This is a genomic window from Hydrogenophaga sp. L76, assembly GCF_057654755.1.
Window position 1 is genome coordinate 2,131,727 of record NZ_CM172807.1, and the last position, 26,381, is coordinate 2,158,107.

The following is a 26,381-nucleotide window of genomic DNA, read 5'->3' on the forward strand; positions in this document are numbered from 1 at the left end:
CCACGGCTACGGCATGGCGGCCCCGGCCACCGCGCCCGCTGGCGCTCCCATGGTGGCCAATGGGCTGTTGACCGGCCCCAACGGCATGACGCTCTACACCTTCGACCGCGACATGGCCGGCAGTGGCAAGAGCGTCTGCAACGGTCCCTGCGCCACCAACTGGCCGCCGCTGATGGCCGGCAACTCCGCACCCGCCGGTGACTACAGCGTGGTCACGCGCGATGACGGTGGCAAACAGCTGGCCTACAAAGGCAAGCCGCTGTACTACTGGGTCAAGGACACCAAGCCCGGCGACATGACAGGCGACGGTTTCAACGGTGTCTGGCACGTTGTCAAGCCCTGAAAGCGGCCAGGTTTGGGCCCGGAAGGCGCGCTGACCCACATCCCTCGGCTGCGGCGTTATGCGCGCCTGCTCACGGGGGATGCCAGCCGTGCCGACGACCTGGTGCAGGACACGCTGGAACGGGCCTGCCACAAGTGGTCGCTGTGGCGCCCGCGCGAAGACGGCAGCGGCCTGCGCGGCTGGCTGCTCGCGCTGATGCACAACCTGTACCTGAACCAGGTGCGTGACACGGTGCACGAGCGCCAGGCGGTGGAACTGGACGAGGGCAACGAGCCCAGCCACGACCCGTTCCTGCACACGCCCGAACGGCTGGACCTGGAACAGGCGCTGCGCCAGCTCAGCCCCGCGCTGCGCGAGGTGGTGTTGCTGGTGTGTGTGGAAGAACTGCCCTACGCAGAAGCCGCCCAGGTGCTGGGCGTGCCGGCGGGCACGGTGATGTCGCGGCTGTCGCGCGGACGCGAACAGCTGCGCCAACTGATGGACGGTGGAGCACCGGTTCAGACCCGGACACACCGGTTGAAGATCGTGAAATGAAAACGCCTTGCGCATGACCCCCGACAACCCCACTCCCGTGACCGACGCCGAGCTGCACGCCTGGGTCGACGGCCAGTTGCTCCCCGGGTTCGTCCCGGTGGTGTCGGACTGGCTGTTGCAACACCCCGACGCCGCCGCCCGGGTCCAGGCCTGGCAGGCCCAGCGCCTGGGCCTGCAGGCGCTGCAGCGCGGTGTGCTCGATGAACCCGTGCCGCTGGCGCTGGCGCGCGCCACCCGGCCGCGCCGCTCGCGGCCCTGGCTGCAGGGCCTGGTGGCCAGCCTGATGCTGGGCCTGGGCTTCGCGGGCGGCTGGTGGCTGCGCCAGGCCGGCTCGCCATTGGCCGGTACGGGCGAGCCGGGTTTCGTGCAGGAAGCGCGCGTGGCGCACGCGGTGTATGTGCCCGAAAAACGCCATGCGGTCGAGGTCGGTGTGCAGGAGCAGACGCACCTGGTGCAGTGGCTGTCGCGCCGCCTGGGCACGCCGCTGAAGGCGCCGCTGCTGGAAGACCAGGGTTTTGGCCTGATGGGCGGGCGCCTGCTGCCCGGCCAGGCGGGAGAACCGCGCGCGCTGTTCATGTATGAGAACCCCGAGGCCGGGCGCATCACGCTGCATGTCTCGGTGCTGCCGGGTGACGCCGCCCCGGCGCCGGAGGCGTTCCGCTTCGCGCGGGTGGGTCAAACCGAAACCTTTTACTGGATCGAGGGCTCGCTCGGCTACGCGCTCAGCGGCAACCTGCCCCGGGAACGGCTGGCGCAGCTGGCCGACGCGGTCTACCGGCAGCTGCAGCAGCCCGGCGCCCTGCCCGGCTGAGACCGCTCAGGCTTGCGCCAGCGCCTGCACGTGGTGGCGCAGGTGGTCTTCCATGAAGGTGCTGATGAAGTAATAGCCGTGGTCGTAACCGGCGTGGCGGCGCAGCGTGAGTGGCTGGCCGGCCTGCGCGCAGGCGGTTTCAAAAGCTTCGGGGTACAGCTGTTCAGCCAGGAATTTGTCGGCCAGGCCCTGGTCGATCAGGATGCCGCCCGGGTACGGCGCGGTCTTCTGCGCGGCCATCAGCAGGCTGGCATCGTGTTCGACCCAGGTGCTCTCGTCCTGTCCCAGGTAACCGGTGAACGCCTTGTGGCCCCAGGGGCATCTGGTGGGCGCGCAGATGGGCGCAAACGCCGAGAGGCTGCGAAACACGCCCGGGTGGCGCAGCGCCAGGGTCAGCGCGCCGTGCCCGCCCATGGAGTGACCGAACAGGCCCAGGCGATCGCCGTCCAGCTGGAACTCGGCCGTCACCGCTGGCAGCAGTTCTTTCAGCAGGTAGCTCTCCATGCACCAGTGGCCGGACCAGGGCGCCTGCGTCGCGTCGAGGTAGAAGCCGGCGCCAACGCCGAAGTCCCAGTGGTGGTCTTCGCTGTCCACGCCGGTGTTGCGCGGGCTGGTGTCGGGCATCAGCAGCGCCAGGCCGAGCTGCGCGGCCAGACGCTGCGCACCCGCTTTCATGGAGAAGGTTTCTTCGGTGCAGGTCAGGCCCGCCAGGAAAGTGAGCAAAGGCACTTTTTGCCCGGCCAGCGCCTGCGGCGGCAGGAACAGCGCAAAACCCATCGGCAAGCCGATCTCGCTCGATGCGTGTTTGTAGAAACGCTGCACGCCGCCGAAGCAGCCGTGTTCGCTGACCAGTTCAAGGCGCTCAAAACCCATGGTGTTTTTCTCCGTGAGGGTGCCCGCCATCAGCGGCGGATCAGTTCCAGTATGGCGTCGGCAAAGACACGCGGCGCTTCCTGCGGCAGGTTGTGGCCCACACCGGGCAGGATGCGGTGCGACCTGGGTCCGGTGAAGCGGTGGGCGTTGGCCGGCGCCGGCTCGGCCGGCCGCACGCCGTCCACCTCACCGTCCAGCGTGATGACCGGCACGCCGATCACCGGCTGCGCGGCCAGGCGCCGCTCCACCTCGGCCACCGCCGGGTCGCCCGGCACCAGGCCGAAGCGGTGGCGGTAGGAGTGGATGACCACGTCGACGAAATCGGGGTTGTCGAAGGCAACCGCGCTGCGTTCGAAGGTGGCTTCGTCGAAGACCCAGGTGGGCGACCACAGTTGCCAGAGCAGCTTGCAGAGCGCGCGCCGGTCCTGCTGCAAGGCGGCGCGGCCGCGCTCGCTGTGGAACAGGTACTGGTACCAGAGCCGGTGTTCGTTGGCCGGCGTGTCCGGCACCATGGCGCGCACGATGTTCTGGATGTTGTAGCTGTTGACCGAGACCAGCCCCGCGATGCGTTCGGGCCACAGGGCCGCCACCACGCAGGCCGCGCGGCCGCCCCAGTCGTAGCCGGCCAGCACGGCGCGATCGATGCGCAGCGCATTCAGCAGCGCCAGCAGATCGGCCCCCAGCACCGCCTGCTCGCCGGAGCGGGGCGTCGAGGCTTCCAGGAACCGCGTGGCGCCGAAACCGCGCAGGTAAGGCACCACCACGCGGCAGCCGGCGTCGGCCAGCATCGGCGCGACGTCGACGTACGCGTGGATGTCGTAGGGGAAGCCGTGCATCAGCAGCACCGGCGGGCCGTCGGCGGGCCCGGCCAGGTGGCAGGCCACCTCCAGCACGCCGGCGCGCACGCGGGTGTCGGCGTTCAGGGTGGGCAGCGCCATGGCGAGCTCAGAGGCTGAGAGTCTCTTAGAACTCGACCACCGAGCGGATCGACTCACCGCTCTTCATCAGGTCGAAGCCCTTGTTGATGTCTTCCAGCTTGAGCTTGTGGGTGATCAGGTCGTCGATGTTGATCTTGCCTTCCATGTACCAGTCCACGATCTTGGGTACGTCGGTGCGGCCGCGCGCGCCGCCGAAGGCCGAGCCTTCCCACTTGCGACCGGTGACGAGCTGGAACGGGCGCGTGCTGATCTCGGCGCCGGCCTCGGCCACGCCAATGATGATGCTGCGGCCCCAGCCCTTGTGCGTGCACTCCAGCGCCTGGCGCATCACCTGGGTGTTGCCGATGCACTCGAAGCTGTAGTCGGCGCCGCCGTCGGTGAGCTGCACGATGGCGTCAACGACGTTGGCGTGGTCCTTGGGGTTGATGAAGTGCGTCATGCCGAACTTGCGCGCCATGGCTTCGCGCGCGGGGTTCAGGTCCACGCCGATGATCTTGTCGGCGCCCACCATCTTGGCGCCCTGGATCACGTTCAGGCCGATGCCGCCGAGGCCGAACACCACCACGTTGGCACCCGCCTCCACCTTGGCGGTGAAGATCACGGCGCCGATGCCGGTGGTGACACCGCAGCCGATGTAGCAGACCTTGTCGAACGGCGCATCTTCGCGGATCTTGGCCAGCGAGATTTCGGCCGCGACCGTGTAGTTGCTGAAGGTGCTGGTGCCCATGTAATGAAAGATGGGCTGGCCGTCGAGGCTGAAGCGGCTGGTGGCGTCGGGCATCAGGCCCTTGCCCTGCGTGCCGCGGATCAGCTGGCAGAGGTTGGTCTTGCGGCTCAGGCAGAACTTGCACTGGCGGCATTCGGGGGTGTAGAGCGGGATGACGTGGTCGCCCTTCTTGAGCGAGGTCACGCCCGGGCCCACGTCCACCACGATGCCCGCGCCTTCATGGCCGAGGATCGCGGGGAAGATGCCTTCGGGGTCGGCGCCCGAGAGCGTGTAGTAGTCGGTGTGGCAGATGCCGGTGGCCTTGATCTCGACCAGCACTTCGCCGAATTTCGGGCCTTCCAGGTCCACGGTTTCGATGCTCAGAGGCTGGCCTGCTTTCCAGGCGACGGCGGCTTTGGTTTTCATGGTCTGCGGCGATGGTGGTTGGACAACCGCACAAGCGTACCGCAGAACGACCACGCCGACCCCTGGCCCACATCGGCAAGCCGGCGCGAAATGCCCAGACCCAGAACACCGCGGAACTGGCTTCACCAGGCCGCAGGGGTTGCCCCCTGGGGGGTAGCGCGAAGCGCTGCGGGGGGGTCAATCAGTCCGTGCGCCGTCCATGAACCACTGCGCAAACAGGGCACGCTCTGCGTCGGTCAGGCCGGTGGCGTTGTTCATGGGCATGGCCTTCATGAGCACCACCTGCTGGTAGATCATCTGCGCGTGCTGCTTGACGGCGGCTGGCTGGTCCAGGCGCACCCCCTTGGACTGCAGGGCTTCGCCGTGGCACATCACGCAGCGCTGCTCGATCACCGGCTTGAGCTGAGCGTAGCCCACCGTTTCAGAAACCGACACCGCAGCCACCGGCGCGGGCCTGAGCCAGACGATGAGCGCGAGCAACGCCACCACGCCCACCGCCGCGTAGGGCCAGGGGTGGGCGTTGCGACCGAGCTTGAAGCCGTGGCGCATGACGAAGAACTGGCGGATGGCAGCGCCCGCGAACATCATGCCGATGAGGATCAGCCAGTTGTGTTCGTTGGCGTAGGTGAAGCTGTAGTGGTTGCTCAGCATGGCGAACAGCACCGGCAGCGTGAAGTAGGTGTTGTGCACGCTGCGCTGCTTGCCGCGTTTGCCGTGGATCGGGTCCACCGGGCGGCCGGCTTTGATGTCGGCCACCACGGTGCGCTGGCCGGGAATGATCCAGAAAAACACGTTGGCGCTCATCGAGGTGGCGAGCATGGCGCCCATCAGCAGGAAGGCCGCACGGCCGGCGAACATCTGTGTGGCGGCATAGGCCGCAATGCACACCAGCACCAGCACCAGCGCGCCAACCTTGGCGTCGCCGTTGTCGGTCTGGCCCAGCGTGCGGCAAATGGCGTCGTAGAGCAGCCAGAACACCACCAGGAACGCCAGTGCGGCGGCGATCGCGCCGGCCGGGCTCCATTGCATGATGTTGGGATCGATCAGGTAGACGCTGGGGCTCCAGAGGTACGAAATGAGGAACAGCGCAAAGCCCGAGAGCCAGGTGGAATAGCTCTCCCAGTAGAACCAGTGCAGGTGCTCGGGCAGCTTGGGCGGCGCGCCTGCAAATTTCACCGGGTGGTAGAAACCGCCGCCGTGCAGCGCCCAGAGTTCGCCACTGACGCCGTCTATTTTCAGCTGCTCGTCTTCGGGCGGCGTGAGGCTGCTGTCGAGGAAGACGAAATAGAAGGAGGAGCCGATCCAGGCGATGGCGACGATGACGTGCAGCCAGCGCAACAGCAGGTTGGCCCAATCGAGCAGATAAGTTTCCATGGCACCTCAACACGACGACGGACACCCGTCAGGGTTTGCGACTCACCACCGCGGGCGCTCTGAGCCGACTGAGGGCCGCGTTTGAGCGTCGATGCTGTTGAACGACGCCCGCTCCGCTGCGACCAGACCGCCAAAGTGTATACACTTTTTGCAAACAGTCGACTGCGTGATAACCCGCAGATCCCGCCTCGTTTCAGCCCTTGGCGGCCCCGGACCGGACTAGCAACAACTGCGCCACAACCGAGGCCGCGATCACGGCGGGCTCCTTGCCGGTGATGCCCGGCAGCCCGATCGGACAATTGACCCGGGCCAGCTCGGCATCGCCGAAGCCACGCTCGGCCAGGCGGTGCCGGAAGGTGGCCCACTTGGTGCGGCTGCCGATCAGGCCCACGAACGGCAGGTCGGCCGTGGTGCGCTGGCGCTGCAGGCAGGCCGCCACGATGTCGAGGTCTTCGGCGTGTGAAAAGCTCATGATCAGCACCAACGAACCCGGGGCGAGGTCGCCCACAGCCGCCTGCACCGGGTCGGAATGTTCCGCGTGCACCTGCGGCGGCAGATCGCCGGGAAACACCTCGTCGCGGCTGTCGATCCAGGTCACCTCAAAGGGCAAGGGCGCCAGCGCCTGCACGATGGCCCGACCCACGTGACCGCCGCCGAACAGGGCCAGCGGCGTCAGCCGGGGGCTCAGGCGCTGGCGCAGGGCGTCACGGTCCGCCGCCTGCACCGGCTCGAACCGCAGGCGCACGCGACCACCACAACACTGCCCCAGGCTGGGCCCCAGGGCCGCCTCGTGCTCCCATGCGCCGCCTCCCGGTCGGTCGCCGGGCAGTGCCAGCCGTTCGCGCGCCTGGCGAACGGCGCTCCATTCGAGCTGGCCGCCACCGATCGTGCCCACCTGGGTGTCGCCAAACACCGCCATCCAGGCACCACGCTCGCGCGGCACCGAGCCGCGCGTCTCCGACACGCTGACCAGCACCGCTGGCGCGAGGGCCAGATACCGCAAGAAACCGTCAAGTTCCGGGGTCATGTGTGGTGCGTTTGCCTACAGAACTGTATGAAGACGTAAAGCCGGAGCGTGCTGCGAAGTATCACCGCGACCAGCAAACACCCCCAGGCGATTCCCACATACACTTCATCAGATTGCCCGTATGAGCCCGACACCGCCACCCCGCTGGCAGCCCGTGCGGACCTCGCATCAGGAGACCTGGCACCATGAACATCACCACCCCCGCCCACCCGGGACCGGTCGGCCCCGCACCAGCCGACTCCAGCCGCCTGCGCAGCGTCTGGGGATCGCTCGCGTTGTGCGCCGCTGCCCTGCTGGCCGCCTGCGCGTCGCCAGTGACAGCCCCCCCCACAACACCACCGGTCGTCGACCCCATTGCCTTGCCAACGCCCTCACCCGAGGTGCCCCCGAGCCTGGTGTCGAAAGCCGACAACCCGCGCGCTTACCGCCAGGACGGCGCCCGCCACATTTATGGGAAAAACGCCCACCGCATCTTCAAAGGCCAGTTGCCGCCGCTGATGCACGCCGTCGGCGTGCTGCAGGTGGATCTGGACAACCGCGGCAACGTGCGGCGCCTGAACTGGATGCGCGCCCCCTCCCATGCCCCCGACGTGGTGCGCGAGATCGAACGCACCGTGCACGAAGCGGCTCCGTTTCCGGCGCCCGTACAGCTGGGCAGCGTGATCTACACCGATGTCTGGCTGTGGGACAAGAGCGGCAACTTCCAGCTCGATACGCTGACCGAAGGGCAAAGGAGTAAGTAACACCCCCGCGCCGCCTGCGGCGTCACCCCCCCCAGGGGGCGGCACCAGAGGCCCGGCAAAGCCGGTTCCTCGGTGCCCTGGGTTGAGACATCGCGCTCGGCGGGCGTGCCTTCAAGCCCAGGATGCGGTGGAACCGGCTTTGCCGGGCCACTCGCATCGCCCCCTGGGGGGGGGACGCGAAGCGGCACGGGGGGGAGATTGGAAATCAGCTGCCTCTGTATGTGGAATAGCTCCACGGACTCACCAGCAGCGGTACGTGGTAGTGCTGGTCGGTGTGGGCCACGCCAAAATCCAGCGCCACGCGGTTGAGGAAATTGGGCTCGGGCAGCGCCACGCCCCGGGCCGCGTAATACCCTTTCACATCGAACACCAGCCGGTAGGTGCCCACCTTGAGGCTGGCGTTGTCGTAGAGCAGGCCGTCGGGGTTTCGGCCGTCGGCGTTGAGCTCAAAGCGCTTGACCAGCGTGGCCAGCTCGCCCTCGGTGGTGTAAAGCTCCACGGCCATGCCGGCGGCCGGGCAGCCATGCATGGTGTCCAGAACGTGTGTACTCAAGCCCATGAGGATTCCTTTCCATTGCAGTCGACTGAAAGTGTATACACTTTTTGTTTTTCTGGATATGATGCCCGCATGGAAACCTCCAGCACCCGCCACATCGTCGAGTCCCTCACCAAGGCCATCGTGGAGCATCGGTTGCATCCAGGCACCAAGCTGGCCGAGCAGAAGCTCGCGGACCACTTTGGCGTCTCGCGCACCTTGGTGCGCCAGGCGCTGTTCCAGCTCTCGCAAAACCGCCTGATCCGGCTGGAGCCCGCGCGCGGTGCCTTCGTGGCGGCACCCTCGGTCGAGGAAGCCAAACAGGTGTTCGCCGTGCGCCGCATGCTGGAGATCGAAATGACGCGCGCCTTCGTGCGGCAGGTCACGCCAAGCAAGATCAAGGCCTTGCGCGAACACGTGGCGCAGGAAAAGCGGGCCGTGGACAACCAGGATGTGCCAGGCCGCACCGAACTGCTGGGCGACTTCCACGTGCGTTTGGCCGAACTCATGGGCAACCAGGTGCTGGCCGAACTCTTGCGAGAGCTGATCTCACGCTGTGCCCTCATCACGCTGATGTACCAGAGCACGAACGCGGCCGAACACTCCAACGAAGAACATGTCGCCATCGTCAAGGCCCTCGCCGCCAAAGACGAAGAAACCGCCGTGCGCCTGATGAATCAACACCTGATGCACGTGGAAGAAGGCCTGACCTTCGACCGCAAGCTGCCGTCCAACGACATCTCGATGGCCTTGTCCTCATGATCTACGACGCCACCGCCCCCTACCCCCGCGACCTGGTCGGCTATGGCCGCGACGTGCCGCACGCGCGCTGGCCGAATGGCGCGCGCATCGCCGTGCAGTTCGTGCTGAACTACGAAGAAGGCGGCGAGAACTGTGTGCTGCACGGTGACGCGGGATCGGAGCAGTTCCTCTCGGAAATGTTCAACCCGGCCTCGTTCCCGGACCGGCACATCAGCATGGAAGGCATCTACGAATACGGTTCGCGTGCCGGGGTCTGGCGCATCCTGCGGGAGTTCGAAAGGCGCGACCTGCCGCTGACCGTGTTCGGCGTCGCCACCGCGCTGGAAAAACACCCCGAGCTGACCGCGGCGTTCAAGGAACTGGGCTACGACATCGCCTGCCACGGCCTGAAGTGGATCCACTACCAAAACGTGGAAGAAGCCACCGAGCGCGCCCACATGGCCGAGGCGATGTCGATCATCGAACGCCTGACCGGTGAAAGACCGCTGGGCTGGTACACCGGCCGCGACAGCCCCAACACGCGCCGCCTCGTGGCCGACTTCGGCGGCTTCGAGTACGACAGCGACTACTACGGCGAAGACCTGCCGTTCTGGATGAAAGTCCGCAAGACCGACGGCAGCGACGCGCACCAGCTCATCATGCCCTACACGCTGGACTGCAACGACATGCGTTTTGCACTGCCCCAGGGTTATTCGCACGCCGAACCGTTCTTCCAGTACATGAAAGACACGTTTGACGCGCTTTACGCCGAAGGCGATCCGGACGGTCTGAACCGACCCAAGATGATGAGCATCGGCATGCACTGCCGACTGCTCGGGCGCCCGGGCCGCATCACCGCACTGCAACGCTTCCTGGACCACATCCAGTCGCACGACAAAGTCTGGGTGGCGCGGCGGCTGGACATCGCGCTGCACTGGAAGGCCACGCACCCCCTCAACGCCGCCTGAACCGCCATGCCCATCACCCTGGACCAACTCAACGCGGCGCCGCTGGCTGAGGCCGCGCAGATGCTCGACGGCCTCTACGAACACTCGCCCTGGATCGCCGAGGCAGCGCTGCAGCAGCGCCCGTTTGCTTCGCTCGCGGCGTTGAAACACGCGATGGTGCGCGTGCTCAACGAGGCTGGTGTTGAACCGCAGCTCGCGCTGATCCGCGCCCACCCCGAGCTCGCGGGCAAGGCCATGGTCAGCAAGGCCCTGACGGCAGAGTCCACCAACGAGCAGACCAAAGCCGGCCTGACGCACTGCACGCCCGAAGAATTCGCGCACATCCAGCGCCTCAACGCCGACTACAACGCAAAACACGGCTTCCCGTTCATCCTCGCGGTGCGCGGGCCGCGCGGCACGGGCCTCACCAAGGCGGAGATCATCGCCACCTTTCAGCGCCGCCTGCACAACCCGGTGGACTTCGAGCGCGCCGAGTGCCTGCGCAACATCCACCGCATCGCCGAGATCCGCCTGAACGACAAGTTCGGCTTTGAGCCGGTGCTGGGCAACGCGGTCTGGGACTGGCACGAAGACCTGGCACGCCACACCGACCCGGGCTGCGCCGAACTCGGCCAGCTCACCGTGACCTACCTGACCGACGCACACCGGGCTTGTGCGGCGCAGTTGCAGCGGCAGATGCTGGCGCTGGGGTTTGACGAGGCGCACATCGACGCGGTGGGCAACGTGGTGGGCCGTTACCACGGCAACTCGCCCGGTGCGCCCAGCTTGCTCACCGGCAGCCACTACGACACCGTGCGCAACGGTGGCCAATACGACGGGCGCCTGGGCATCTTCGTGCCCATGGCCTGCGTGCAGCAGCTGAAGCTGGCTGGCCGGCGACTGCCCTTCGCCATCGAGGTGGTGGGCTTTGCCGAAGAAGAAGGCCAGCGCTACAAGGCCACCTTCCTGGGCTCGGGCGCACTCACCGGCCACTTCAACCCGGCCTGGCTGGACCAGCAGGATGCCGACGGCGTCACCATGCGCGCGGCCATGCAACACGCCGGCCTGCCCGCCACGCTGGAAGCCATAGGCTCGCTGCGACGCGACCCGGCCAAATACCTCGGCTTCGTCGAGGTGCACATCGAGCAGGGTCCGGTGCTCAACGAACTCGACCTGCCGCTGGGCATCGTCACCTCCATCAACGCCAGCGTGCGCTACCTGGGCGAGGTGATCGGCATGGCCAGCCACGCCGGCACCACGCCCATGGACCGGCGCCGCGACGCCGCCTGCGCCGTGGCCGAGCTGGCGCTCTACGCCGAGCAGCGCGCCGCGGCCGACGGCGACTCGGTCGCCACCATCGGCATGCTGCAGGTGCCCAACGGCTCCATCAACGTGGTGCCGGGCCGCTGCAGCTACAGCCTCGACCTGCGCGCGCCGAGCGATGCCCAGCGCGACGCGCTGGCAGAGGACGTGCTGGCGAAACTCGGCGACATCTGCAGCCGCCGCGGTGTGCGCCACACGCTGGAAGAAACCATGCGCGCCGCCGCCGCACCCAGTGCCCCAGCCTGGCAGGCGCGCTGGGAAGCGGCTGCGGCCGCGCTCGGCGTGCCACTGCACCGTTTGCCCAGCGGTGCCGGCCACGACGCCATGAAGCTGCACGAAGTGATGCCGCAAGCCATGCTGTTCGTGCGCGGGCAGAACAGCGGCATCAGCCACAACCCGCTCGAATCCAGCACCAGCGACGACATGGACCTGTGCGTGCGTGCCTTTGCGCACCTGCTCGGCCAACTCGCCGCCGAACACCCCAACTGAACACCCCATGACCACTCCGCAACAACAACTCGACGCCTGGATCGACGCCCACTTCGACGAAGAAGTGCGGTTCCTGCAGGAACTCGTGCGCGTGCCCACCGACACGCCGCCCGGCAACAACGCGCCCCACGCCGAGCGCACGGCCGAGCTGCTGGCCGCGATGGGCCTGAACGCCGAAAAACACGCTGTGCCCGAAGCCGAGGTGAAGGCCGCCGGCCTGGAGACCATCACCAACCTGATCGTGCGCCGCCGCTTCGGCGAGGGTGGCAAGACCATCGCGCTCAACGCGCATGGCGACGTGGTGCCGCCCGGCGAGGGCTGGACGCACGACCCCTACGGCGGCGAGATCGTGGACGGCCGGATCTACGGCCGCGCCACCGCCGTGAGCAAGTGCGACATCGCTAGCTTCAGCTTCGCCATCCGCGCGCTCGAATCGCTCGGCCTGCCACTCAAAGGCGGCGTCGAACTGCACGTGACCTACGACGAGGAATACGGCGGCGAGGTCGGCCCGGACTGGCTGCTCAAGAACGGCCTCACCCAACCCGACCTGATGATCGCCGCCGGCTTCAGTTACCAGGTGGTGGTGGCGCACAACGGCTGCCTGCAGCTGGAGGTGACGGTGCACGGGGACATGGCGCACGCCGCCATCCCCGACAGCGGCACCGACGCGCTGCAGGGCGCGGTGCACATCCTCAACGCGCTCTACGCTCTCAACGCCGACTACCTCAAGGTCACCTCCAGCGTCGAAGGCATCACCCACCCCTACCTCAACGTGGGCCAGATCAGCGGCGGCACCAACACCAACGTGATCCCCGGCAAGGTGGTGCTCAAGGTGGACCGCCGCATGATCCCCGAGGAAGACCCGGCCGAGGTGGAAGCGGCCCTGCGCCGCACCATCGCCGAAGCGGCCGCCAGCTTCAACCCGCCGCGCGGTGGCCGGGCGATCAGCGTGGACGTGAAACGCATCCTCCTGGCGCGTGCGCTCAAGCCCCTGCCCGGCAACCAGCCGCTGGTCGAAGCGATCCAGAAACACGGGCAGGAACTGTTCGGCGAGCCCATTCCGGCCGTCGGCACACCGCTCTACACCGACGTGCGCATCTACGGCGAACACGGCATCCCGGGCGTGATCTACGGCGCCGGCCCGCGCACCGTGCGCGAGTCCAATGCCAAACGCGCCGACGAGAACCTGCTGCTGGAAGACCTGCGGCGCGCCACCAAAGTGGTTGCCCGCACCCTGCTGGATGTGCTGCAGGCCGCCTGAGCCACCTGTGGATTGCCCCAGCAGATGGCCGGCGGGCAGCGTGCCACAATGACCGCCCGCCCACGCCGGGCGGCCCGATTCTGGAGAGACCATGACACCCGCTGAACAAGCCCTGCGCGACGCCGCTTTCGAATACCACCGCTCGCCCGGCAAGGGCAAGATTTCCGTCACCCCGACCAAGCCGCTGTCCAACCAGCGCGACCTGTCGCTGGCGTATTCGCCCGGTGTCGCCTATCCCTGCCTGGCCATCGAGGCCGACCCGTCGCTGGCTTCGGAATACACCGCGCGCGGCAACCTGGTCGGCGTCATCACCAACGGCACCGCCGTGCTCGGGCTGGGCGACATCGGCCCGCTGGCGAGCAAGCCGGTGATGGAGGGCAAGGGTTGCCTGTTCAAGAAGTTCGCCGGCATCGACGTGTTCGACATCGAACTCGCCGAACGCGACCCCGACAAGCTGGTCGACATCATTGCCGCGCTGGAGCCCACGCTGGGGGGCGTGAACCTCGAAGACATCAAGGCGCCCGAGTGCTTCTACATCGAGAAGAAGCTGCGCGAGCGCATGAAGATCCCCGTCTTCCACGACGACCAGCACGGCACCGCCATCATCTCCAGCGCCGCCCTGATCAACGGACTGGAACTGGTCGGCAAACAGATCGGTCAGGTGAAGATGGCGGTGTCGGGCGCGGGCGCCGCGGCCATCGCCTGCCTGGACCTGATGGTCAACCTCGGCGTCAACATCGAGAACATCCTGGTCTGCGACTCCAAGGGCGTGATCCACACCGAACGCGCCGACGTCGCGGGCGGCAAGCTCGACGAATCCAAGCAGCGCTACTGCCGAACCACCGCCGCGCGCACGCTGGCCGATGCGATGCAGGGCGCCGACGTGTTCCTCGGCTGCTCGGCCGCGGGCGTGGTGGATGCCGACATGGTCAAAAGCATGGGCTCGCAACCCATCATCCTGGCGCTGGCCAACCCCGAGCCCGAGATCCGGCCCGAGATCGCCAAGGCCGCTCGGCCCGACTGCATCATCGCCACCGGCCGCTCGGACTACCCGAACCAGGTCAACAACGTGCTGTGTTTCCCCTACATCTTCCGCGGTGCGCTCGACTGTGGTGCCACCAAGATCACGGAAGAGATGAAGCTGGCCTGCGTGCGCCAGATCGCGGACCTGACCAAGAGCGAGATCAGCGACGAAGTGGCCGCCGCCTACGCCGGGCAGGAGCTGGTGTTCGGCCCCGACTACATCATCCCCAAGGCCTTTGACACCCGCCTGATCCTCAAGATCGCGCCCGCCGTGGCGCAAGCCGCTGCCGACTCCGGCGTGGCCACCCGCCCCATCACCGACATGGTGGCCTACAAGGAGAGCCTGGGACGCTTCGTCTACCAGACCGGCATCCTGATGCGGCCCATCTTCAACGCCGCCAAGGCCCTGCCTCCGGAGCGCAAACGGGTCGCCTTCGCCGACGGTGAAGACGAGCGAGCGCTGCGCGCCGCCCAGATGGCGATCGACGACCAGCTCGCCGTGCCCATCCTGATCGGGCGCCCCGCCGTGATCGCCGCACGCATTCAAAAGGCCGGCCTGCGCATGCGCCTGGGTGTGGACGTGCAAAACACCAACCCCGAGGACGATCCGCGCTTCCGCCAGTACTGGGAGCACTACCACAAGCTCATGGCGCGCAACGGCGCCACACCCGAAGTGGCCAAGGCCGCGGTGCGCCGCTCCAACACCATCATCGGCTCGCTCATGCTCTCGCTGGGTGATGCCGATGCGCTGATCTGCGGCCTGGTGGGCAGCTACAGCACCCACCTGGAACGCATCGACGCGATCCTGGGCAAACAGCCTGGCGTGACCAACTACGCCGCCGTCAACGCGCTCATGACCGACCGCGGCCCGATCTTCATCGCCGACACCTACGTCAACGAGGACCCGAACGCCGAACAGCTGGCCGAGATCGCCTTCATGGCCGCGCAGCAGGTGCAGCGTTTCGGCATACCGCCCAAGATCGCCTTCCTTTCGCACTCCAGCTTCGGCTCCAGCAAGCGGGCTTCGGCCAGGAAGATGCGCGCTGCGCGCGACCTCTTTGTGGCGCAGCATCCCGAGATCGAGTGCGACGGTGAGCTGCACGGCGACGCCGCCCTGCAGGAGGAAATCCGCCGCAGCTACGACGCGCAGACCACGCTCACCGGTTCGGCCAACCTGCTGATCTGTCCGAACCTCGATTCGGCCAACATCCTCTACAACGTGCTCAAGACCACCACCAGCGGTGGCGTGACGGTGGGCCCGGTGCTCATGGGTGCAGCGGCCACGGCCTACATCCTCACGCCCGCCGCCACCGTGCGCCGCGTGCTCAACATGACGGCACTGGCCGCCGCGAGCAACGCCTGAGAATCACGGCCACCGCGCATGCGAAAACCGCTCATCGTCAGGCACAGGGGTCGTGCGGGCAATCGGCTTTTCCAGTATTTCTTTTGCGCGGAATTGGCAAGGCGCTCCGGAAATCACTGCGTCACCGATGTCCACATTCCAGACCTTGGCATAGAGACCGACACGGGACCTGCCGAGAGTGACAGCTTCCTCAACATCGAAGGCAAGCACGAGTTCGATGTCGCGGGCATTGTCTCGACCCTGCGTGATGGCGACCATACGGGAGCGACGTTCAGCGGCTTTGCCATGCGTCTCGAATACTATGACCGTGTCTTCTGCAAGCACCTGCTGAACCTGAAGACGGTTGGCGGCACGGGCTTCGGGCCGGAGTTCCTGGCCATCAACATTCGCGCCGGTGACATCTTCAACGGGCCCCATCCGGACCTGATTTCCCAGGGCTATGGCGGCCCATATGGTGCCGACCACCTGTACAAAGGGGTGCACCCGGACTACCGGCCACTGCCTCTCCACCACTATGAAAAGCTGGTCAAGGAAACCGGTCTGAGGCCTGTTTTTATAGGCGAAACCGGCAGCCACAAGGTCTATGAGTGCGCCTTGCGCCGTCGTTTCCCCAACGCGGTGTTCACCGGTGAGAGGCCCCCGAAAGAAGACTTCCTCATGCTCATGGGGTCGTCAAACATCGCGCTGGCCATCAGTTCTTTTTCCTGGCTGGCGGCCTGGCTTTCGGATGCGCGCACCATTCACATTCCGGTTGCCGGACTGCTCGATACCCAGCAGGCGATGATGGGCGAGCCATTCGACGATATAGGGTTTCTCGTTCTTGAAGATGGCGGCAACGCCGACCGTCGGAAGCCTGGTCATGGGTTCAGGAAGGGGCCAGGCGCTGGACTGGCAGCGGCGCCTCCTCAGGCACCAGATGCGGATGGCGGTGCAGCTGGAAATGAACGTGATGGTACAGGGTTGAAAGCCGTGAAAGCAGCGCTTGTTCCTGGATCAGCGCCTGGGGAAAGCAGTTCGAGGCGTCCGCCTGGTCGATTCGAGACCGCATGTGGCAAACCACGTCCCTTCGGAATTCGCTGCTGCAATGCAGCAGCGGGTCTGCGCCCGCTTCGTGAAAGGGGACAGCCCTGAGCTCGGGATGCAAGGACAGATAGGTGGAGAAAAGCCGTTCCGTGATGAAGGGAAGAAAGGGCGCCTCGACCATGTAGGGGGCGGCATCGAACACCGCCCTGGCTTCGGGAGCATCCGGGTTGGCTTCGAGGAAATGCGCGATCGGATCCAGCACCCCTCCCACATACGCCTGCCAGAACGCGGGCGTACCGACCCAAAAATTGCCGAAACACAGGTTGGAACGGTTGTGCCGCGGCACCGCAGACAGATTCCAGTCAATGCCCGAGGCCGCGAGCAGCGCTTGTGCACGTGACAACAAGCCTGGGTGCGCCGACTCACCTTGCATCCATGCGTTGTAGGCATAGTAGGGAATCGTCGGAAAAACGTTGATGAAGCACACATCGGCCCCGGCGTGTGACTGGGCAAAGGCGAGGAACTGTTGGCCCCTGATTTTCGATTTGAGCTGGAACTTGGGCGAGAAAATGCCCGTCATGCCCGCTTTCAAATGAGCGCCGCGGCGGAAGAAGTCCACGAATATGCGGAATTCACGCCAGGATGCGTACCGGTTGTCTGGCAGCGGCAACGGAAGAAAGGCCGCGTCTTTCAGGGTTTGACCGGCACGCCAAAGGGGCTCGTGGATGTCAACCTTGAACCGCAGCATGGGAGATCCATCGTTCTTGGGCAATAGGGGCACGAAACGTGCCGCATGAATTGAAACAAGTGTAATGGGCACCAGTGGGTCAGCGCGCAAACCGCATGTGGAATGCAGCCTCGAATACCGCCCTGGAGTTGACCGGATTGCGTGGACACATCATGCGTTGCATCCCAGGCGTCGTGACGCCGCCTGACAGGGCGCCCGAGGCGCTGCAACATCTGCCCCCGAACGCCAAGGTGCTGATGACCAGCGGCCTGCTTCCCGCCGCGGCGATCTCCGTCATCCAGAACCTGGCACTCCCGCAGGAACTCGACTGAGGCTGAGCCCCACACCCCCAGCGACCGGCCTGGACTGGTCGGGTTTTTCATGCAGGGCCAACGGCGAGCCTGCACCAAGTTGATTCTCTGCACCCCGCAATGCACCAATTTGGGAATCCATCCGCGGCCCGGAAACCTCTCTTCTTCAGGCTCAATGTGTATACACCTTGTGTATTCACCTTGCAGGCACGCGAGACACCGGTGTGCCGGACCAACGCAGGCTGGCACCGTTATTGCTGATGGAGCTGGTGCCCCGGCTGACCACGGACAGCCGCCCGCAACCCTCGCCCCCCACCGGAGAACCCATGAACAAGCGCCACTTCATCCAGATCACCGCCGCCCTCGCTGCCGCCAGCGCCTTCGGCTCGGCCCAGGCCCAGACCGCCGTCAAGTTCCAGCTCGACTGGCGCTTCGAAGGCCCGGCCGCATTGTTCCTGCAGCCCGCCGCCAAAGGCTATTTCAAGGCCGCCGGGCTGGACGTGATCATCGACTCGGGCAACGGCTCGGGTGGCACCGTCACCCGCGTGGCATCGGGCACCTACGACATGGGCTTTGCCGACATGGCCGCCCTCATGGAATTCCACGCCAACAACCCGGACGCCCCCAACAAGCCGGTGGCCGTGATGATGGTCTACAACAACACGCCCGCCGCCGTGCTGGCGCTCAAGAAGAGCGGCATCACCAAGCCCGCCGACCTGAGCGGCAAGAAGCTCGGCGCCCCGGTGTTCGACGCCGGCCGCAAGGGCTTCCCGATCTTCCAGAAAGCCAACGCCGTGAGCAACGTGGCCTGGACCTCGATGGACCCGCCGCTGCGCGAAACCATGCTGGTGCGCGGTGACATCGACGCCATCACCGGCTTCTCGTTCACCTCGCTGCTCAACCTCGAAGCGCGCGGCGTGAAGGCCGAAGACGTGGTGATCCTGCCCTACGCCGACCACGGCGTGAAGCTCTACGGCAACGCCATCATCGCCAGCCCCAAGCTGATCAAGGAAAACCCGGCCGCCATCAAGGCCTTCCTGACCGCGTTCGCCAAGGGCGCCAAGGAAGTCATGGCCAGCCCGGCCGACACCATCGGCACCGTGAAGGCGCGCGACGGCATCATCAACGTGGCGCTGGAAACGCGCCGTCTGCAGCTCGCGGTGGACTCGGTGGTGGCCAGCCCCGACGCGCGCAAGGAAGGCTTCGGCCAGGTCAACCCCGGCCGGCTCTCGCTGATGGCCTCGCAGGTGTCGGATGCCTACGGCACCAAGACCCGCGTCGATCCCAAGGCGGTGTGGAACGGCAGCCTGCTGCCCAGCGCCGCCGAACTCAACGTGCTGCCGCCGGCCAAAAAATAAGCCCTCTCCAGACCAGGACCTGGGCCAGACACTCTGCGGAGCGGCTGGCCTTTTTTTTCGGAAACCCGCATGTCCAACGCCACCACCACCGACAAGCCCTTTGTCGATTTCGACCAGGTCTGGCTCGCCTACAACGACGACCTGCTGGCCAGGAACATCTTCGCGGTTGAAGACATCAACCTCAAGGTGAAGAAGGGCGAGTTCATCGCCATCGTCGGCCCTTCGGGCTGCGGCAAGTCCACCTTCATGAAGCTCACCACCGGGCTGAAGATGCCCAGCATGGGCAAGATCCTGATCGACGGCCAGCCCGTGACCGGTCCGCTGAAGATCTCGGGCATGGCCTTCCAGGCGCCGTCGCTGCTGCCCTGGCGCACCACGCTCGACAACGTGCTGCTGCCGCTGGAGATCGTCGAGCCTTTTCGCAGCCAGTTCAAGGACCGGCGCAAGGAATTCGAGGAGCGCGCGAAAAAGCTGCTGGAATCCGTGGGCCTCGGCGGCATGGAAAAGAAGTTTCCCTGGGAGCTCTCGGGCGGCATGCAGCAGCGCGCCAGCATCTGCCGCGCCCTGATCCACGAGCCCAAGATGCTGCTGCTCGACGAGCCCTTCGGCGCGCTCGACGCTTTCACGCGCGAAGAACTCTGGTGCACGCTGCGCGACCTGTGGGAAGCGCAGCGCTTCAACGTCATCCTGGTCACGCACGACCTGCGCGAGAGCGTGTTCCTGGCCGACACGGTGTACTGCATGAGCAAGAGCCCGGGGCGCTTCGTGGTGCAGCGCGAGATCGACATCCCACGCACGCGCGACCTCGAAGTGACCTACACGCCGCAGTTCACCAACATCGTCCATGAACTCAGGGGCCACATTGGCGCCATGCGCAAGGCCGGTGCAACGATCAACCAGTGAGAAGCACGCCATGAACAAACAACAAGTCGAACGCTGGTCGCCCTTTCTGCTGCTGATCGCCATCATCGTGATCTGGGAAGTGATCACCAGCGGCTTCGGCGTCTCGGAGTTCATCTTCCCCAGCCCCTCGCGGATCTGGGAGCAGACGATGGAGCACAAGGTCACCATCCTGGGCCACGCCTGGCGCACCTACTGGGTGACGATGGCGGGCTTCGGCATCGCCATCGTGGTCGGTGTGCTGCTGGGCTTTCTGATCGGCAGCTCGCGTCTGGCCTACGCCGCGGTGTACCCGCTCATGACGGCCTTCAACGCGCTGCCCAAGGCGGCCTTCGTACCGATCCTGGTGGTGTGGTTCGGCATCGGCGTTGGTCCGGCGATCCTGACCGCCTTCCTCATCAGCTTTTTTCCCATCATGGTGAACATCGCCACCGGCCTCGCCACGCTGGAACCCGAGCTGGAAGACGTGTTGCGCGTGCTCGGCGCCCGGCGCTGGGACGTTCTCACCAAAGTCGGCCTGCCGCGCTCCATGCCTTACTTCTTCGGCTCGCTCAAGGTCGCCATCACGCTGGCCTTCGTGGGCACCACGGTGTCGGAGATGACCGCCTCGAACGAAGGCATCGGCTACCTGCTGATCTCGGCCGGCAGCTCCATGCAGATGGGCCTGGCCTTCAGCGGCCTGCTGGTGGTGGGCGCGATGGCCATGGCCATGTACGAACTGTTCAGCTTCGTGGAAAAACACACCACGGGCTGGGCACACAGAAGAGCTGAATGAACGCCGATCAGGTTCTGCGGCATCTGCGTCGCGCCAACGAGGTGGCGCTGCGCGCCGCCAGCATGGGCCGGCATCCGTTCGGCGCCCTGCTGGTCGCGCCCGATGGCGAGACGGTGCTGGCCGAGCAGGGCAACATCGACACCGTCAACCACGCCGAGTCCACACTCGCGCGCACGGCGGCGGGCAACTGGCCCGGGGAATACCTGGCGCGCTGCACGCTCGTCACCACCTTCGAACCCTGCGCCATGTGCACTGGCACGGTCTACTGGGCCAACATCGGGCGCATCGTCTACGGCGCGAGCGAAGAAGCCCTGCTCGCGCTCACCGGCAGCCACGCAGAAAACCCCACCCTGTCCCTGCCCTGCCGCGAGCTGATTGCGCGCGGTCAGAAATGCATCGAAGTCATCGGCCCGGTGGCCGAACTGGAAGCCGAGATGCTCGCCCCGCACCGCGACTTCTGGCAAACCAGATAGCGACGCGGGGAACCTAAACTCACGCCATGTCCTGGCACGCCCAACTGAATCTCGACTACCGCCTGGAAGCCCAGCGCACCGTGCTCCGCCACGAACACAACGGCCCGCTGCGCATTTTCAAAAGCCTCTACCCCGAGGGCGACGCGATCTGCCACAACGTCATCATCCACCCGCCCGGCGGGCTCGTGGGTGGCGATGTGCTGGATGTGCGGGTGCACGTGGGCCGCGGCGCACACGGCCTCATCAGCACCCCGGGCGCCACACGCTTCTACGCCTCCGATGGCCTGCCCACCACCCAGCAGGTGAACCTCGTGCTCGATACCGGTGCCCGGTTCGAATGGCTGCCGCTGGAGGCCATCGCCTACCCCGGCTGCCGGGCCCACAACCGCCTGAGCGCCACGCTCGCCGAAGGCGCCGAGCTGCTGGCCTGGGACGTGACCGCGCTCGGCCTGCCCATGGCCGGCCAGGCGTTTGACCACGGCTGTTTCAACCAGCGGCTGGAGCTGCCGGGCCTCTGGCTGGAGCAGGCGCGCATCGACGCGGCCGACACCCGGCTGCTCGAATCGCCGCTGGGCCTGGGTGGCCAGCGCTGCATCGGCACACTCTGGCTGGCCTGCGGCACGGCGCTCACGCGAGAGCGCCGCGAGCACCTGCTGGAGGTGGTGCGCGGCGTGCTGGATGCCGAGCCACAGAGCACACAGGCCGGCGCCACCTGTCCCCACCCGCAGCTGCTGGTGCTGCGCGCCGTGGCGCCGCTGGTGGAACCCTTGATGGCGCTGTTCCAGCGCGTCTGGACCGAACTGCGTCCCGCCGCGTGGGGACTGGGCGCCGCGACACCCCGCATCTGGCGGGTGTGAAAGGCGCTGGTGATCGCCCCTGCGCGACCACCCTCAGATCGCCACCAGCTGGCGCACGCCCCTCGCCTGCATCTCGCTGCCCGGGCCGCTGGCGATCACCTCGCCGCGCTCCATCACCACGTAGCGGTCGGCCAGCTCTTCGGCGAAGTCGTAGTACTGCTCCACCAGAACGATGCCCATGTTGCCGCGGTCGGCGAGCATGCGGATCACCTTGCCGATGTCCTTGATGATGTTGGGCTGGATGCCTTCGGTGGGCTCATCCAGGATCAGCAACTTCGGCCCCGCGGCCAGCGCACGGGCGATCGCCAGCTGCTGTTGCTGCCCACCGGAGAGGTCACCGCCACGGCGGCCGAGCATCTGCTTGAGCACCGGGAACAGCTCGAACAGCTCGGCCGGAATCGGCGTGCCGCCTTTCTTGTAGGCCAGCCCCATCTGCAGGTTTTCCTGCACGGTGAGGCGTCCAAAAATTTCGCGCCCCTGCGGCACGAAGCCCACGCCCATGCGGGCGCGTTCGTAGGGTGTGGCCTTGTCGATCGCCACACCATCGAGCGAGATGCTGCCGCTCTTGATGGGCACCAGACCCATGAGCGATTTGAGCAGCGTGGTCTTGCCCACGCCGTTGCGGCCCAGCACCACCGTCACCTGGCCCAGCTCGGCGCTGAGGTTGACGTTGCGAAGGATGTGGCTGCCGCCGTAGTACTGGTTGACTTGTTTGACTTCGAGCAGGCTCATGGCTTTCTCCGTGGTTTCTTCAGCGCCCAAGGTAAACCTCGATCACCCGTTCATCCGCCTGCACCTCATCCAGCGTGCCTTCAGCCAGCACAGAGCCATCACACAACACCGTGACCTTCTCCGAGATGGTCCGGATGAAGCTCATGTCGTGCTCCACCACCATCAGCGAATGTTTGCCCTTCAAGCTCAGGAACAGTTGCGCCGTGCGCTCGGTTTCTTCGTCGGTCATGCCGGCCACGGGTTCGTCCAGCAGCAGCAGCTTCGGGTCTTGCATCAGCAGCATGCCGATCTCCAGCCACTGCTTCTGCCCATGGCTCAGGTTGCCCGCCAGACGCGCCGCGCTGTCGGCCAGGTGGATGGTGGTCAGCACCTCGCCGAGGCGGTCCTTCTCTTCGCCCGTCGGGCGGAACACCATGCTGTGGCGCACGCGCTTGTCGGTCGCCAGCGCGAGCTCCAGGTTCTCGTACACGCTGAGCTGCTCGAACACCGTGGGCTTCTGGAACTTGCGGCCGATGCCCAGCGCGGCGATTTCCGGTTCGCGGTAACGCAACAAATCAATCGTGCTGCCGAAGAACACATGGCCGCTGTCGGGCCGGGTCTTGCCGGTGATGATGTCCATCATCGTGGTCTTGCCCGCGCCATTGGGCCCGATGATGCAGCGCAGCTCGCCGGGCGCGATGTCCAGGCTCAGGCCGTTGATGGCCTTGAAGCCGTCGAAGCTGACATGCACGTCTTCCAGGTACAGGATGCGGCCGTGCGTGGTGTCCACTTCGCCGGGCGTGTGGATGCGGCCGTAACTCGCGGCGCGGCCACCCGACTCGGTCCGGCCCAGCACGCCCGCGGTCTGCAGTTTTTCAAAGCGCTGCGCGCCCTCTTCCATCAGGTCGGGCGTCATGCCTTTACTCCTTTGCCCATGCGCAGCTTCTTCACCAACCCCACCACCCCCTGTGGCATCCACAGCGTGACCGCGATGAACAACGCCCCCAGGAAATAGAGCCAGAACTCGGGGAAGGTCACGGTCAGCCAGCTCTTGGCGCCGTTGACGATGAAGGCGCCGATGATGGGGCCGACCAGCGTGGCGCGGCCGCCGACCGCGGCCCAGACCGCGATCTCGATGCTGGCCGCGGTGCTCATTTCACCGGGGTTGATGATGCCGACCTGCGGCACGTACAGCGCCCCGGCGATGCCGCACATCACGGCCGAAATCGTCCAGATGGTGAGCTTGTAGGGCAGCGGGTTGTAGCCGCAGAACATGACGCGGCTCTCGGCATCGCGCACGGCCTGCAGCACGCGGCCGAACTTGCTGTTCACCAGCCAGCGCGCCCACAGGAAGAAGCCCAGCAGCGTGAGGCCGGTGATGACGAACAGCGTCATGCGCATGTTCTGCGTGGCCAGCGGCATGCCGAGGATGCGCTTGAAGTCGGTGAAGCCGTTGTTGCCGCCCAGCCCGGTCTCGTTGCGGAAGAACAGCAGCAACGCGGCGAAGGTGAGGGCCTGCGTGATGATGGAGAAATACACGCCCTTGATGCGCGAGCGGAAGGCGAAGTAGCCGAACACGAAGGCCACGAGGCCCGGCACCAGCACGATCAGCAGCAGCGTGGCGACGAAGCTGTCGGACAGCGCCCAGTGCCAGGGCAGTTCCTTCCAGTCCAGAAAGACCATGAAGTCGGGCAACTCGCTCTTGTAGTTGCCGTCGGTGCCGATCTGGCGCATGAGGTACATGCCCATCACGTAGCCGCCGAGCGCAAAGAACAGGCCGTGGCCCAGGCTCAGGATGCCGGTGTAGCCCCAGATCAGGTCCATGGCCAGCGCGCAGATGGCGTAACACATGATCTTGCCCAGCAAGCCCACCATGTAGTCACTCAGGTGGAAGGCGCTGCCTTCGGGCACGAACAGGTTGAGCAGCGGCGCCACGGCGCAGACCACCAGCAGCGCCACGACGAAGGCGCTCCAGCCGGTGCGGGTGAGCAGCGGGCCGGCGTGCGGCAGCGTCACGGACGCGGGAACGGGGGGTGTGGACATGTTGGTCATGCTTCGGCACTCCGGCCCTTCATGGCAAAGATCCCTTGCGGCCGCTTCTGGATGAAGACGATGATGAAGACCAGCACCGCGATCTTGGCCAGCACGGCGCCGGCCCAGCCTTCGATGAACTTGTTGAGCAGGCCCAGGCCCAGCGCGGCATAGACCGTGCCGGCGAGCTGGCCCACGCCACCGAGCACCACCACCATGAACGAATCCACGATGTAGTTCTGGCCCAGGTCGGGACCGACGTTGCCGATCTGGCTCAGTGCGCAGCCCGCCAGGCCGGCGATGCCAGAGCCCAATGCAAACGCGTAGGTATCGATGCGCGCGGTGTTCACACCCATGCAGGATGCGATGGGCCGGTTCTGCGTCACGCCGCGCACGAACAGGCCAAGCCGCGTGCGGGTGATCAGCAGCGTCACGCCGATCAGCACGGCCGCCGCAAAGCCGATGATGACGATGCGGTTCCAGGGCAGGTTCAGGTTGCCCAGCAGCGTCACGCCGCCGCTCATCCAGCTCGGGTTTTCAACCCCCACGTTCTGCGCCCCGAACAGGCTGCGCACGCCCTGCATCAGCACCAGCGAAATGCCCCAGGTGGCGAGCAGCGTCTCCAGCGGGCGGCCGTAGAGGAAGCGGATCACGGTGCGCTCCATCGCCGCGCCGACCAGGGCCGATGCCATGAAGGCCACCGGCAGCGCGGCCAGCAGGTACCAGTCGAACGCACCGGGCAGGTAATTGCGGAACAGCGCCTGCACACCCCAGGTGGCGTAGGCGCCGATCATGATCAGCTCGCCGTGCGCCATGTTGATCACGCCCATGAGGCCGTAGGTGATGGCCAGGCCGAGCGCGGCCAGCAGCAGGATGCTGCCCAGGCTGATGCCGGTGAAGGCCTGCGCCAGTGCGCTGCCGATGGCGAGCGTGCGGTCCAGTGCCTCCAGCGACGATTGCAGGGCGCCTTTGACGGCGGCGCTGGTTTCGCTTTCCAGGCGTTGCAGCAACAGGGGGCGCACCTCGGGTTTGAGCGTCTCGCCCAGCTTCTGCGCGGCGGCGAGGCGCTGCGCCTCGTCCTCGCTGGCCAGCAGCACGGCGGCCTGAGCCAGCTCCAGCGTCTGGCGGGCCTGGGGGTCGAGATCGGCGGCCAGCGCGCGTTCGATCAGCGGCAGCTGCGCCACGTCGGGCTCGTCAAAACTGCCGCGCTGCAGGCTCAGCGCCGCTTCGCGCTGGCGCTCGGGGTCGCCGTCCACGAGCTGCATGCCGGCGAGCGCGGTTTCGATCGCCCCGCGCATGCGGTTGTTGATGGTCACGTCCTGCGCTTCGTCGGTGAGCGCCACGGCTTCACCGGTCACGGCGTCAACCGCCGCTTCATCGCGCACGATCAGCACCTGCGTGCCCTGCACGCGCACGGCCTCGTCGGCCATGGCCTGGATCAGGGTCGCTGCGGCCTTGTCGTCGGTGGCCACGGCAAGCCGGTTCAGGGTGGCGATGCGCTCGTCGCTCTCGCCGGTGGCGAGCACCTGGGCATCGGCCGGGGTGAGCGCATGGGCCAGGCCGCTGGCGGCCAGGCAGCCCACCGCCAGCAGGCGAAGGGCGCTGTGCAGCCATCGGCCAGAAAAATAGGGGCAAGGACGCATGGGTCCGTCTTTCTCGGTTGGCTGCACAAGGGGCAGAAAGACTCGGGGAAAACAACAGAAAAACCAGGGGCCGGGTCACAGCAGGCACCACCACACGGCGGCGCCTGCGCACCCC

28 protein-coding genes are annotated in these 26,381 nt (G+C 66.3%); 15 read left to right on the forward strand and 13 right to left on the reverse strand.

The window, feature by feature from the left end; all coding sequences use genetic code 11:
- Window positions 1-13 precede the first annotated feature (13 nt).
- From AC23D4_RS10160 to AC23D4_RS10170, 3 genes are read left to right on the forward strand one after another with little or no spacing between them, the layout of a single operon-like run.
- Window positions 14-343 carry a COG4315 family predicted lipoprotein gene (locus AC23D4_RS10160; protein WP_472889552.1) on the forward strand — a complete coding sequence of 110 codons (330 nt, stop codon included), beginning with the start codon at window positions 14-16 and terminating at the stop codon, window positions 341-343.
- 12 nt (window positions 344-355) lie between these two features.
- Window positions 356-877, forward strand: coding sequence for an RNA polymerase sigma factor (locus AC23D4_RS10165; RefSeq protein ID WP_472889512.1), 522 nt, complete (start codon window positions 356-358; stop codon window positions 875-877).
- Window positions 878-890: 13 nt separating this feature from the next.
- Window positions 891-1,688, forward strand: coding sequence for an anti-sigma factor family protein (locus tag AC23D4_RS10170; RefSeq protein WP_472889513.1), 798 nt, complete (start codon window positions 891-893; stop codon window positions 1,686-1,688).
- A gap of 6 nt (window positions 1,689-1,694) precedes the next feature.
- Here the strand turns inward: AC23D4_RS10170 and fghA are convergent, their stop codons facing one another.
- The 5 genes from fghA to xdhC all read right to left on the reverse strand — a co-directional run bounded on the left by fghA (window position 1,695) and on the right by xdhC (window position 7,032).
- Window positions 1,695-2,561, reverse strand: coding sequence for an S-formylglutathione hydrolase (gene fghA, locus AC23D4_RS10175; protein ID WP_472889514.1), 867 nt, complete (start codon window positions 2,559-2,561; stop codon window positions 1,695-1,697).
- Window positions 2,562-2,590: 29 nt separating this feature from the next.
- A complete protein-coding gene (locus tag AC23D4_RS10180) occupies window positions 2,591-3,499 on the reverse strand; it encodes an alpha/beta fold hydrolase (RefSeq protein WP_472889515.1) in 909 nt (302 codons plus the stop codon).
- A 25-nt stretch (window positions 3,500-3,524) separates the two neighbouring features.
- A complete protein-coding gene (locus AC23D4_RS10185) occupies window positions 3,525-4,631 on the reverse strand; it encodes an S-(hydroxymethyl)glutathione dehydrogenase/class III alcohol dehydrogenase (RefSeq protein WP_472889516.1) in 1,107 nt (368 codons plus the stop codon).
- A 177-nt stretch (window positions 4,632-4,808) separates the two neighbouring features.
- Window positions 4,809-6,005: a urate hydroxylase PuuD gene (locus AC23D4_RS10190; protein WP_472889517.1), complete on the reverse strand. Its 1,197-nt coding sequence runs from the start codon at window positions 6,003-6,005 to the stop codon at window positions 4,809-4,811.
- 193 nt (window positions 6,006-6,198) lie between these two features.
- Window positions 6,199-7,032, reverse strand: a complete 834-nt coding sequence (xdhC, locus tag AC23D4_RS10195) for a xanthine dehydrogenase accessory protein XdhC (protein WP_472889518.1) — start codon at window positions 7,030-7,032, stop codon at window positions 6,199-6,201.
- A gap of 185 nt (window positions 7,033-7,217) precedes the next feature.
- On the opposite strand from xdhC, the gene AC23D4_RS10200 reads away from it, so the two are divergent.
- Window positions 7,218-7,775, forward strand: a complete 558-nt coding sequence (locus tag AC23D4_RS10200) for a hypothetical protein (protein WP_472889519.1) — start codon at window positions 7,218-7,220, stop codon at window positions 7,773-7,775.
- A gap of 205 nt (window positions 7,776-7,980) precedes the next feature.
- Here the strand turns inward: AC23D4_RS10200 and uraH are convergent, their stop codons facing one another.
- Window positions 7,981-8,334 (reverse strand): hydroxyisourate hydrolase, encoded by a 354-nt coding sequence (gene uraH, locus AC23D4_RS10205; RefSeq protein WP_472889520.1) that lies wholly within the window; start codon window positions 8,332-8,334, stop codon window positions 7,981-7,983.
- Window positions 8,335-8,403: 69 nt separating this feature from the next.
- Between uraH and AC23D4_RS10210 the strand changes: the two genes are divergently transcribed.
- The 5 genes from AC23D4_RS10210 to AC23D4_RS10230 all read left to right on the forward strand — a co-directional run bounded on the left by AC23D4_RS10210 (window position 8,404) and on the right by AC23D4_RS10230 (window position 15,457).
- The gene (locus AC23D4_RS10210) at window positions 8,404-9,072 is read left to right on the forward strand and encodes a GntR family transcriptional regulator (protein ID WP_472889521.1); all 669 of its coding nucleotides are present in this window, start codon (window positions 8,404-8,406) and stop codon (window positions 9,070-9,072) included.
- On the forward strand, window positions 9,069-10,019 hold the full coding sequence (gene puuE, locus AC23D4_RS10215; RefSeq protein WP_472889522.1) for an allantoinase PuuE: 951 nt from the start codon (window positions 9,069-9,071) through the stop codon (window positions 10,017-10,019). Before AC23D4_RS10210 ends, puuE begins: the two co-directional genes overlap by 4 nt.
- Before the next feature lie 6 nt (window positions 10,020-10,025).
- A complete protein-coding gene (gene uraD, locus AC23D4_RS10220) occupies window positions 10,026-11,810 on the forward strand; it encodes a 2-oxo-4-hydroxy-4-carboxy-5-ureidoimidazoline decarboxylase (RefSeq protein WP_472889523.1) in 1,785 nt (594 codons plus the stop codon).
- A 7-nt stretch (window positions 11,811-11,817) separates the two neighbouring features.
- Entirely contained in the window at window positions 11,818-13,071 is a 1,254-nt protein-coding gene (locus tag AC23D4_RS10225; protein WP_472889524.1) for a M20 family metallopeptidase, read from the forward strand.
- Window positions 13,072-13,162: 91 nt separating this feature from the next.
- Window positions 13,163-15,457, forward strand: a complete 2,295-nt coding sequence (locus tag AC23D4_RS10230) for an NADP-dependent malic enzyme (RefSeq protein WP_472889525.1) — start codon at window positions 13,163-13,165, stop codon at window positions 15,455-15,457.
- A gap of 3 nt (window positions 15,458-15,460) precedes the next feature.
- Here AC23D4_RS10230 and AC23D4_RS10235 read toward each other — a convergent pair whose 3' ends face one another.
- The 3 genes from AC23D4_RS10235 to AC23D4_RS10245 all read right to left on the reverse strand — a co-directional run bounded on the left by AC23D4_RS10235 (window position 15,461) and on the right by AC23D4_RS10245 (window position 17,228).
- Window positions 15,461-16,033, reverse strand: a complete 573-nt coding sequence (locus AC23D4_RS10235; RefSeq protein ID WP_472889526.1) for a hypothetical protein — start codon at window positions 16,031-16,033, stop codon at window positions 15,461-15,463.
- Window positions 16,034-16,129: 96 nt separating this feature from the next.
- Window positions 16,130-16,318, reverse strand: a complete 189-nt coding sequence (locus AC23D4_RS10240; RefSeq protein WP_472889527.1) for a glycosyltransferase family protein — start codon at window positions 16,316-16,318, stop codon at window positions 16,130-16,132.
- A gap of 4 nt (window positions 16,319-16,322) precedes the next feature.
- Window positions 16,323-17,228: a hypothetical protein gene (locus tag AC23D4_RS10245; RefSeq protein ID WP_472889528.1), complete on the reverse strand. Its 906-nt coding sequence runs from the start codon at window positions 17,226-17,228 to the stop codon at window positions 16,323-16,325.
- A gap of 152 nt (window positions 17,229-17,380) precedes the next feature.
- Between AC23D4_RS10245 and AC23D4_RS10250 the strand changes: the two genes are divergently transcribed.
- The 6 genes from AC23D4_RS10250 (at window position 17,381) to AC23D4_RS10275 (ending at window position 21,881) form a co-directional block, all read left to right on the forward strand.
- Window positions 17,381-17,539 carry a hypothetical protein gene (locus tag AC23D4_RS10250; RefSeq protein ID WP_472889529.1) on the forward strand — a complete coding sequence of 53 codons (159 nt, stop codon included), beginning with the start codon at window positions 17,381-17,383 and terminating at the stop codon, window positions 17,537-17,539.
- Between the two features lie 305 nt (window positions 17,540-17,844).
- On the forward strand, window positions 17,845-18,876 hold the full coding sequence (locus tag AC23D4_RS10255) for an ABC transporter substrate-binding protein (protein WP_472889530.1): 1,032 nt from the start codon (window positions 17,845-17,847) through the stop codon (window positions 18,874-18,876).
- 69 nt (window positions 18,877-18,945) lie between these two features.
- Window positions 18,946-19,779 (forward strand): ABC transporter ATP-binding protein, encoded by an 834-nt coding sequence (locus AC23D4_RS10260; protein WP_472889531.1) that lies wholly within the window; start codon window positions 18,946-18,948, stop codon window positions 19,777-19,779.
- A gap of 10 nt (window positions 19,780-19,789) precedes the next feature.
- Complete coding sequence (locus tag AC23D4_RS10265) at window positions 19,790-20,551, forward strand: ABC transporter permease (RefSeq protein ID WP_472889532.1); 762 nt, start codon at window positions 19,790-19,792, stop codon at window positions 20,549-20,551.
- Window positions 20,548-21,024 (forward strand): nucleoside deaminase, encoded by a 477-nt coding sequence (locus AC23D4_RS10270; protein ID WP_472889533.1) that lies wholly within the window; start codon window positions 20,548-20,550, stop codon window positions 21,022-21,024. The genes AC23D4_RS10265 and AC23D4_RS10270 overlap by 4 nt, the downstream gene beginning before the upstream one ends.
- Before the next feature lie 26 nt (window positions 21,025-21,050).
- Window positions 21,051-21,881 (forward strand): urease accessory protein UreD, encoded by an 831-nt coding sequence (locus AC23D4_RS10275; protein ID WP_472889534.1) that lies wholly within the window; start codon window positions 21,051-21,053, stop codon window positions 21,879-21,881.
- Window positions 21,882-21,914: 33 nt separating this feature from the next.
- Here AC23D4_RS10275 and urtE read toward each other — a convergent pair whose 3' ends face one another.
- From urtE to urtB, 4 genes are read right to left on the reverse strand one after another with little or no spacing between them, the layout of a single operon-like run.
- Window positions 21,915-22,607 carry an urea ABC transporter ATP-binding subunit UrtE gene (urtE, locus tag AC23D4_RS10280; protein ID WP_472889553.1) on the reverse strand — a complete coding sequence of 231 codons (693 nt, stop codon included), beginning with the start codon at window positions 22,605-22,607 and terminating at the stop codon, window positions 21,915-21,917.
- A 25-nt stretch (window positions 22,608-22,632) separates the two neighbouring features.
- The gene (gene urtD, locus AC23D4_RS10285) at window positions 22,633-23,508 is read right to left on the reverse strand and encodes an urea ABC transporter ATP-binding protein UrtD (protein ID WP_472889535.1); all 876 of its coding nucleotides are present in this window, start codon (window positions 23,506-23,508) and stop codon (window positions 22,633-22,635) included.
- On the reverse strand, window positions 23,505-24,644 hold the full coding sequence (gene urtC, locus AC23D4_RS10290; protein WP_472889536.1) for an urea ABC transporter permease subunit UrtC: 1,140 nt from the start codon (window positions 24,642-24,644) through the stop codon (window positions 23,505-23,507). The genes urtD and urtC overlap by 4 nt, the downstream gene beginning before the upstream one ends.
- Window positions 24,641-26,266 (reverse strand): urea ABC transporter permease subunit UrtB, encoded by a 1,626-nt coding sequence (urtB, locus tag AC23D4_RS10295; protein ID WP_472889537.1) that lies wholly within the window; start codon window positions 26,264-26,266, stop codon window positions 24,641-24,643. The genes urtC and urtB overlap by 4 nt, the downstream gene beginning before the upstream one ends.
- Between the last annotated feature and the right edge of the window lie 115 nt (window positions 26,267-26,381).

Excerpts from the sequence above, each read along its gene's own strand:
- AC23D4_RS10210 (WP_472889521.1), top strand. The coding sequence starts at position 8,404 with ATGGAAACCTCCAGCACCCGCCACATCGTCGAGTCCCTCACCAAGGCC.
- AC23D4_RS10180 (WP_472889515.1), bottom strand. The coding sequence starts at position 3,499 with ATGGCGCTGCCCACCCTGAACGCCGACACCCGCGTGCGCGCCGGCGTG.
- uraH (WP_472889520.1), bottom strand. The coding sequence starts at position 8,334 with ATGGGCTTGAGTACACACGTTCTGGACACCATGCATGGCTGCCCGGCC.
- AC23D4_RS10225 (WP_472889524.1), top strand. The coding sequence starts at position 11,818 with ATGACCACTCCGCAACAACAACTCGACGCCTGGATCGACGCCCACTTC.
- AC23D4_RS10170 (WP_472889513.1), top strand. The coding sequence starts at position 891 with ATGACCCCCGACAACCCCACTCCCGTGACCGACGCCGAGCTGCACGCC.
- fghA (WP_472889514.1), bottom strand. The coding sequence starts at position 2,561 with ATGGGTTTTGAGCGCCTTGAACTGGTCAGCGAACACGGCTGCTTCGGC.
- AC23D4_RS10240 (WP_472889527.1), bottom strand. The coding sequence starts at position 16,318 with ATGACCAGGCTTCCGACGGTCGGCGTTGCCGCCATCTTCAAGAACGAG.
- uraD (WP_472889523.1), top strand. The coding sequence starts at position 10,026 with ATGCCCATCACCCTGGACCAACTCAACGCGGCGCCGCTGGCTGAGGCC.
- AC23D4_RS10250 (WP_472889529.1), top strand. The coding sequence starts at position 17,381 with ATGCGTTGCATCCCAGGCGTCGTGACGCCGCCTGACAGGGCGCCCGAG.
- AC23D4_RS10200 (WP_472889519.1), top strand. The coding sequence starts at position 7,218 with ATGAACATCACCACCCCCGCCCACCCGGGACCGGTCGGCCCCGCACCA.
- AC23D4_RS10255 (WP_472889530.1), top strand. The coding sequence starts at position 17,845 with ATGAACAAGCGCCACTTCATCCAGATCACCGCCGCCCTCGCTGCCGCC.
- xdhC (WP_472889518.1), bottom strand. The coding sequence starts at position 7,032 with ATGACCCCGGAACTTGACGGTTTCTTGCGGTATCTGGCCCTCGCGCCA.
- urtB (WP_472889537.1), bottom strand. The coding sequence starts at position 26,266 with ATGCGTCCTTGCCCCTATTTTTCTGGCCGATGGCTGCACAGCGCCCTT.
- AC23D4_RS10270 (WP_472889533.1), top strand. The coding sequence starts at position 20,548 with ATGAACGCCGATCAGGTTCTGCGGCATCTGCGTCGCGCCAACGAGGTG.
- AC23D4_RS10265 (WP_472889532.1), top strand. The coding sequence starts at position 19,790 with ATGAACAAACAACAAGTCGAACGCTGGTCGCCCTTTCTGCTGCTGATC.
- AC23D4_RS10160 (WP_472889552.1), top strand. The coding sequence starts at position 14 with ATGGCGGCCCCGGCCACCGCGCCCGCTGGCGCTCCCATGGTGGCCAAT.
- urtC (WP_472889536.1), bottom strand. The coding sequence starts at position 24,644 with ATGACCAACATGTCCACACCCCCCGTTCCCGCGTCCGTGACGCTGCCG.
- AC23D4_RS10230 (WP_472889525.1), top strand. The coding sequence starts at position 13,163 with ATGACACCCGCTGAACAAGCCCTGCGCGACGCCGCTTTCGAATACCAC.
- puuE (WP_472889522.1), top strand. The coding sequence starts at position 9,069 with ATGATCTACGACGCCACCGCCCCCTACCCCCGCGACCTGGTCGGCTAT.
- AC23D4_RS10185 (WP_472889516.1), bottom strand. The coding sequence starts at position 4,631 with ATGAAAACCAAAGCCGCCGTCGCCTGGAAAGCAGGCCAGCCTCTGAGC.
- AC23D4_RS10245 (WP_472889528.1), bottom strand. The coding sequence starts at position 17,228 with ATGCTGCGGTTCAAGGTTGACATCCACGAGCCCCTTTGGCGTGCCGGT.
- AC23D4_RS10260 (WP_472889531.1), top strand. The coding sequence starts at position 18,946 with ATGTCCAACGCCACCACCACCGACAAGCCCTTTGTCGATTTCGACCAG.
- urtD (WP_472889535.1), bottom strand. The coding sequence starts at position 23,508 with ATGACGCCCGACCTGATGGAAGAGGGCGCGCAGCGCTTTGAAAAACTG.
- AC23D4_RS10190 (WP_472889517.1), bottom strand. The coding sequence starts at position 6,005 with ATGGAAACTTATCTGCTCGATTGGGCCAACCTGCTGTTGCGCTGGCTG.
- AC23D4_RS10275 (WP_472889534.1), top strand. The coding sequence starts at position 21,051 with ATGTCCTGGCACGCCCAACTGAATCTCGACTACCGCCTGGAAGCCCAG.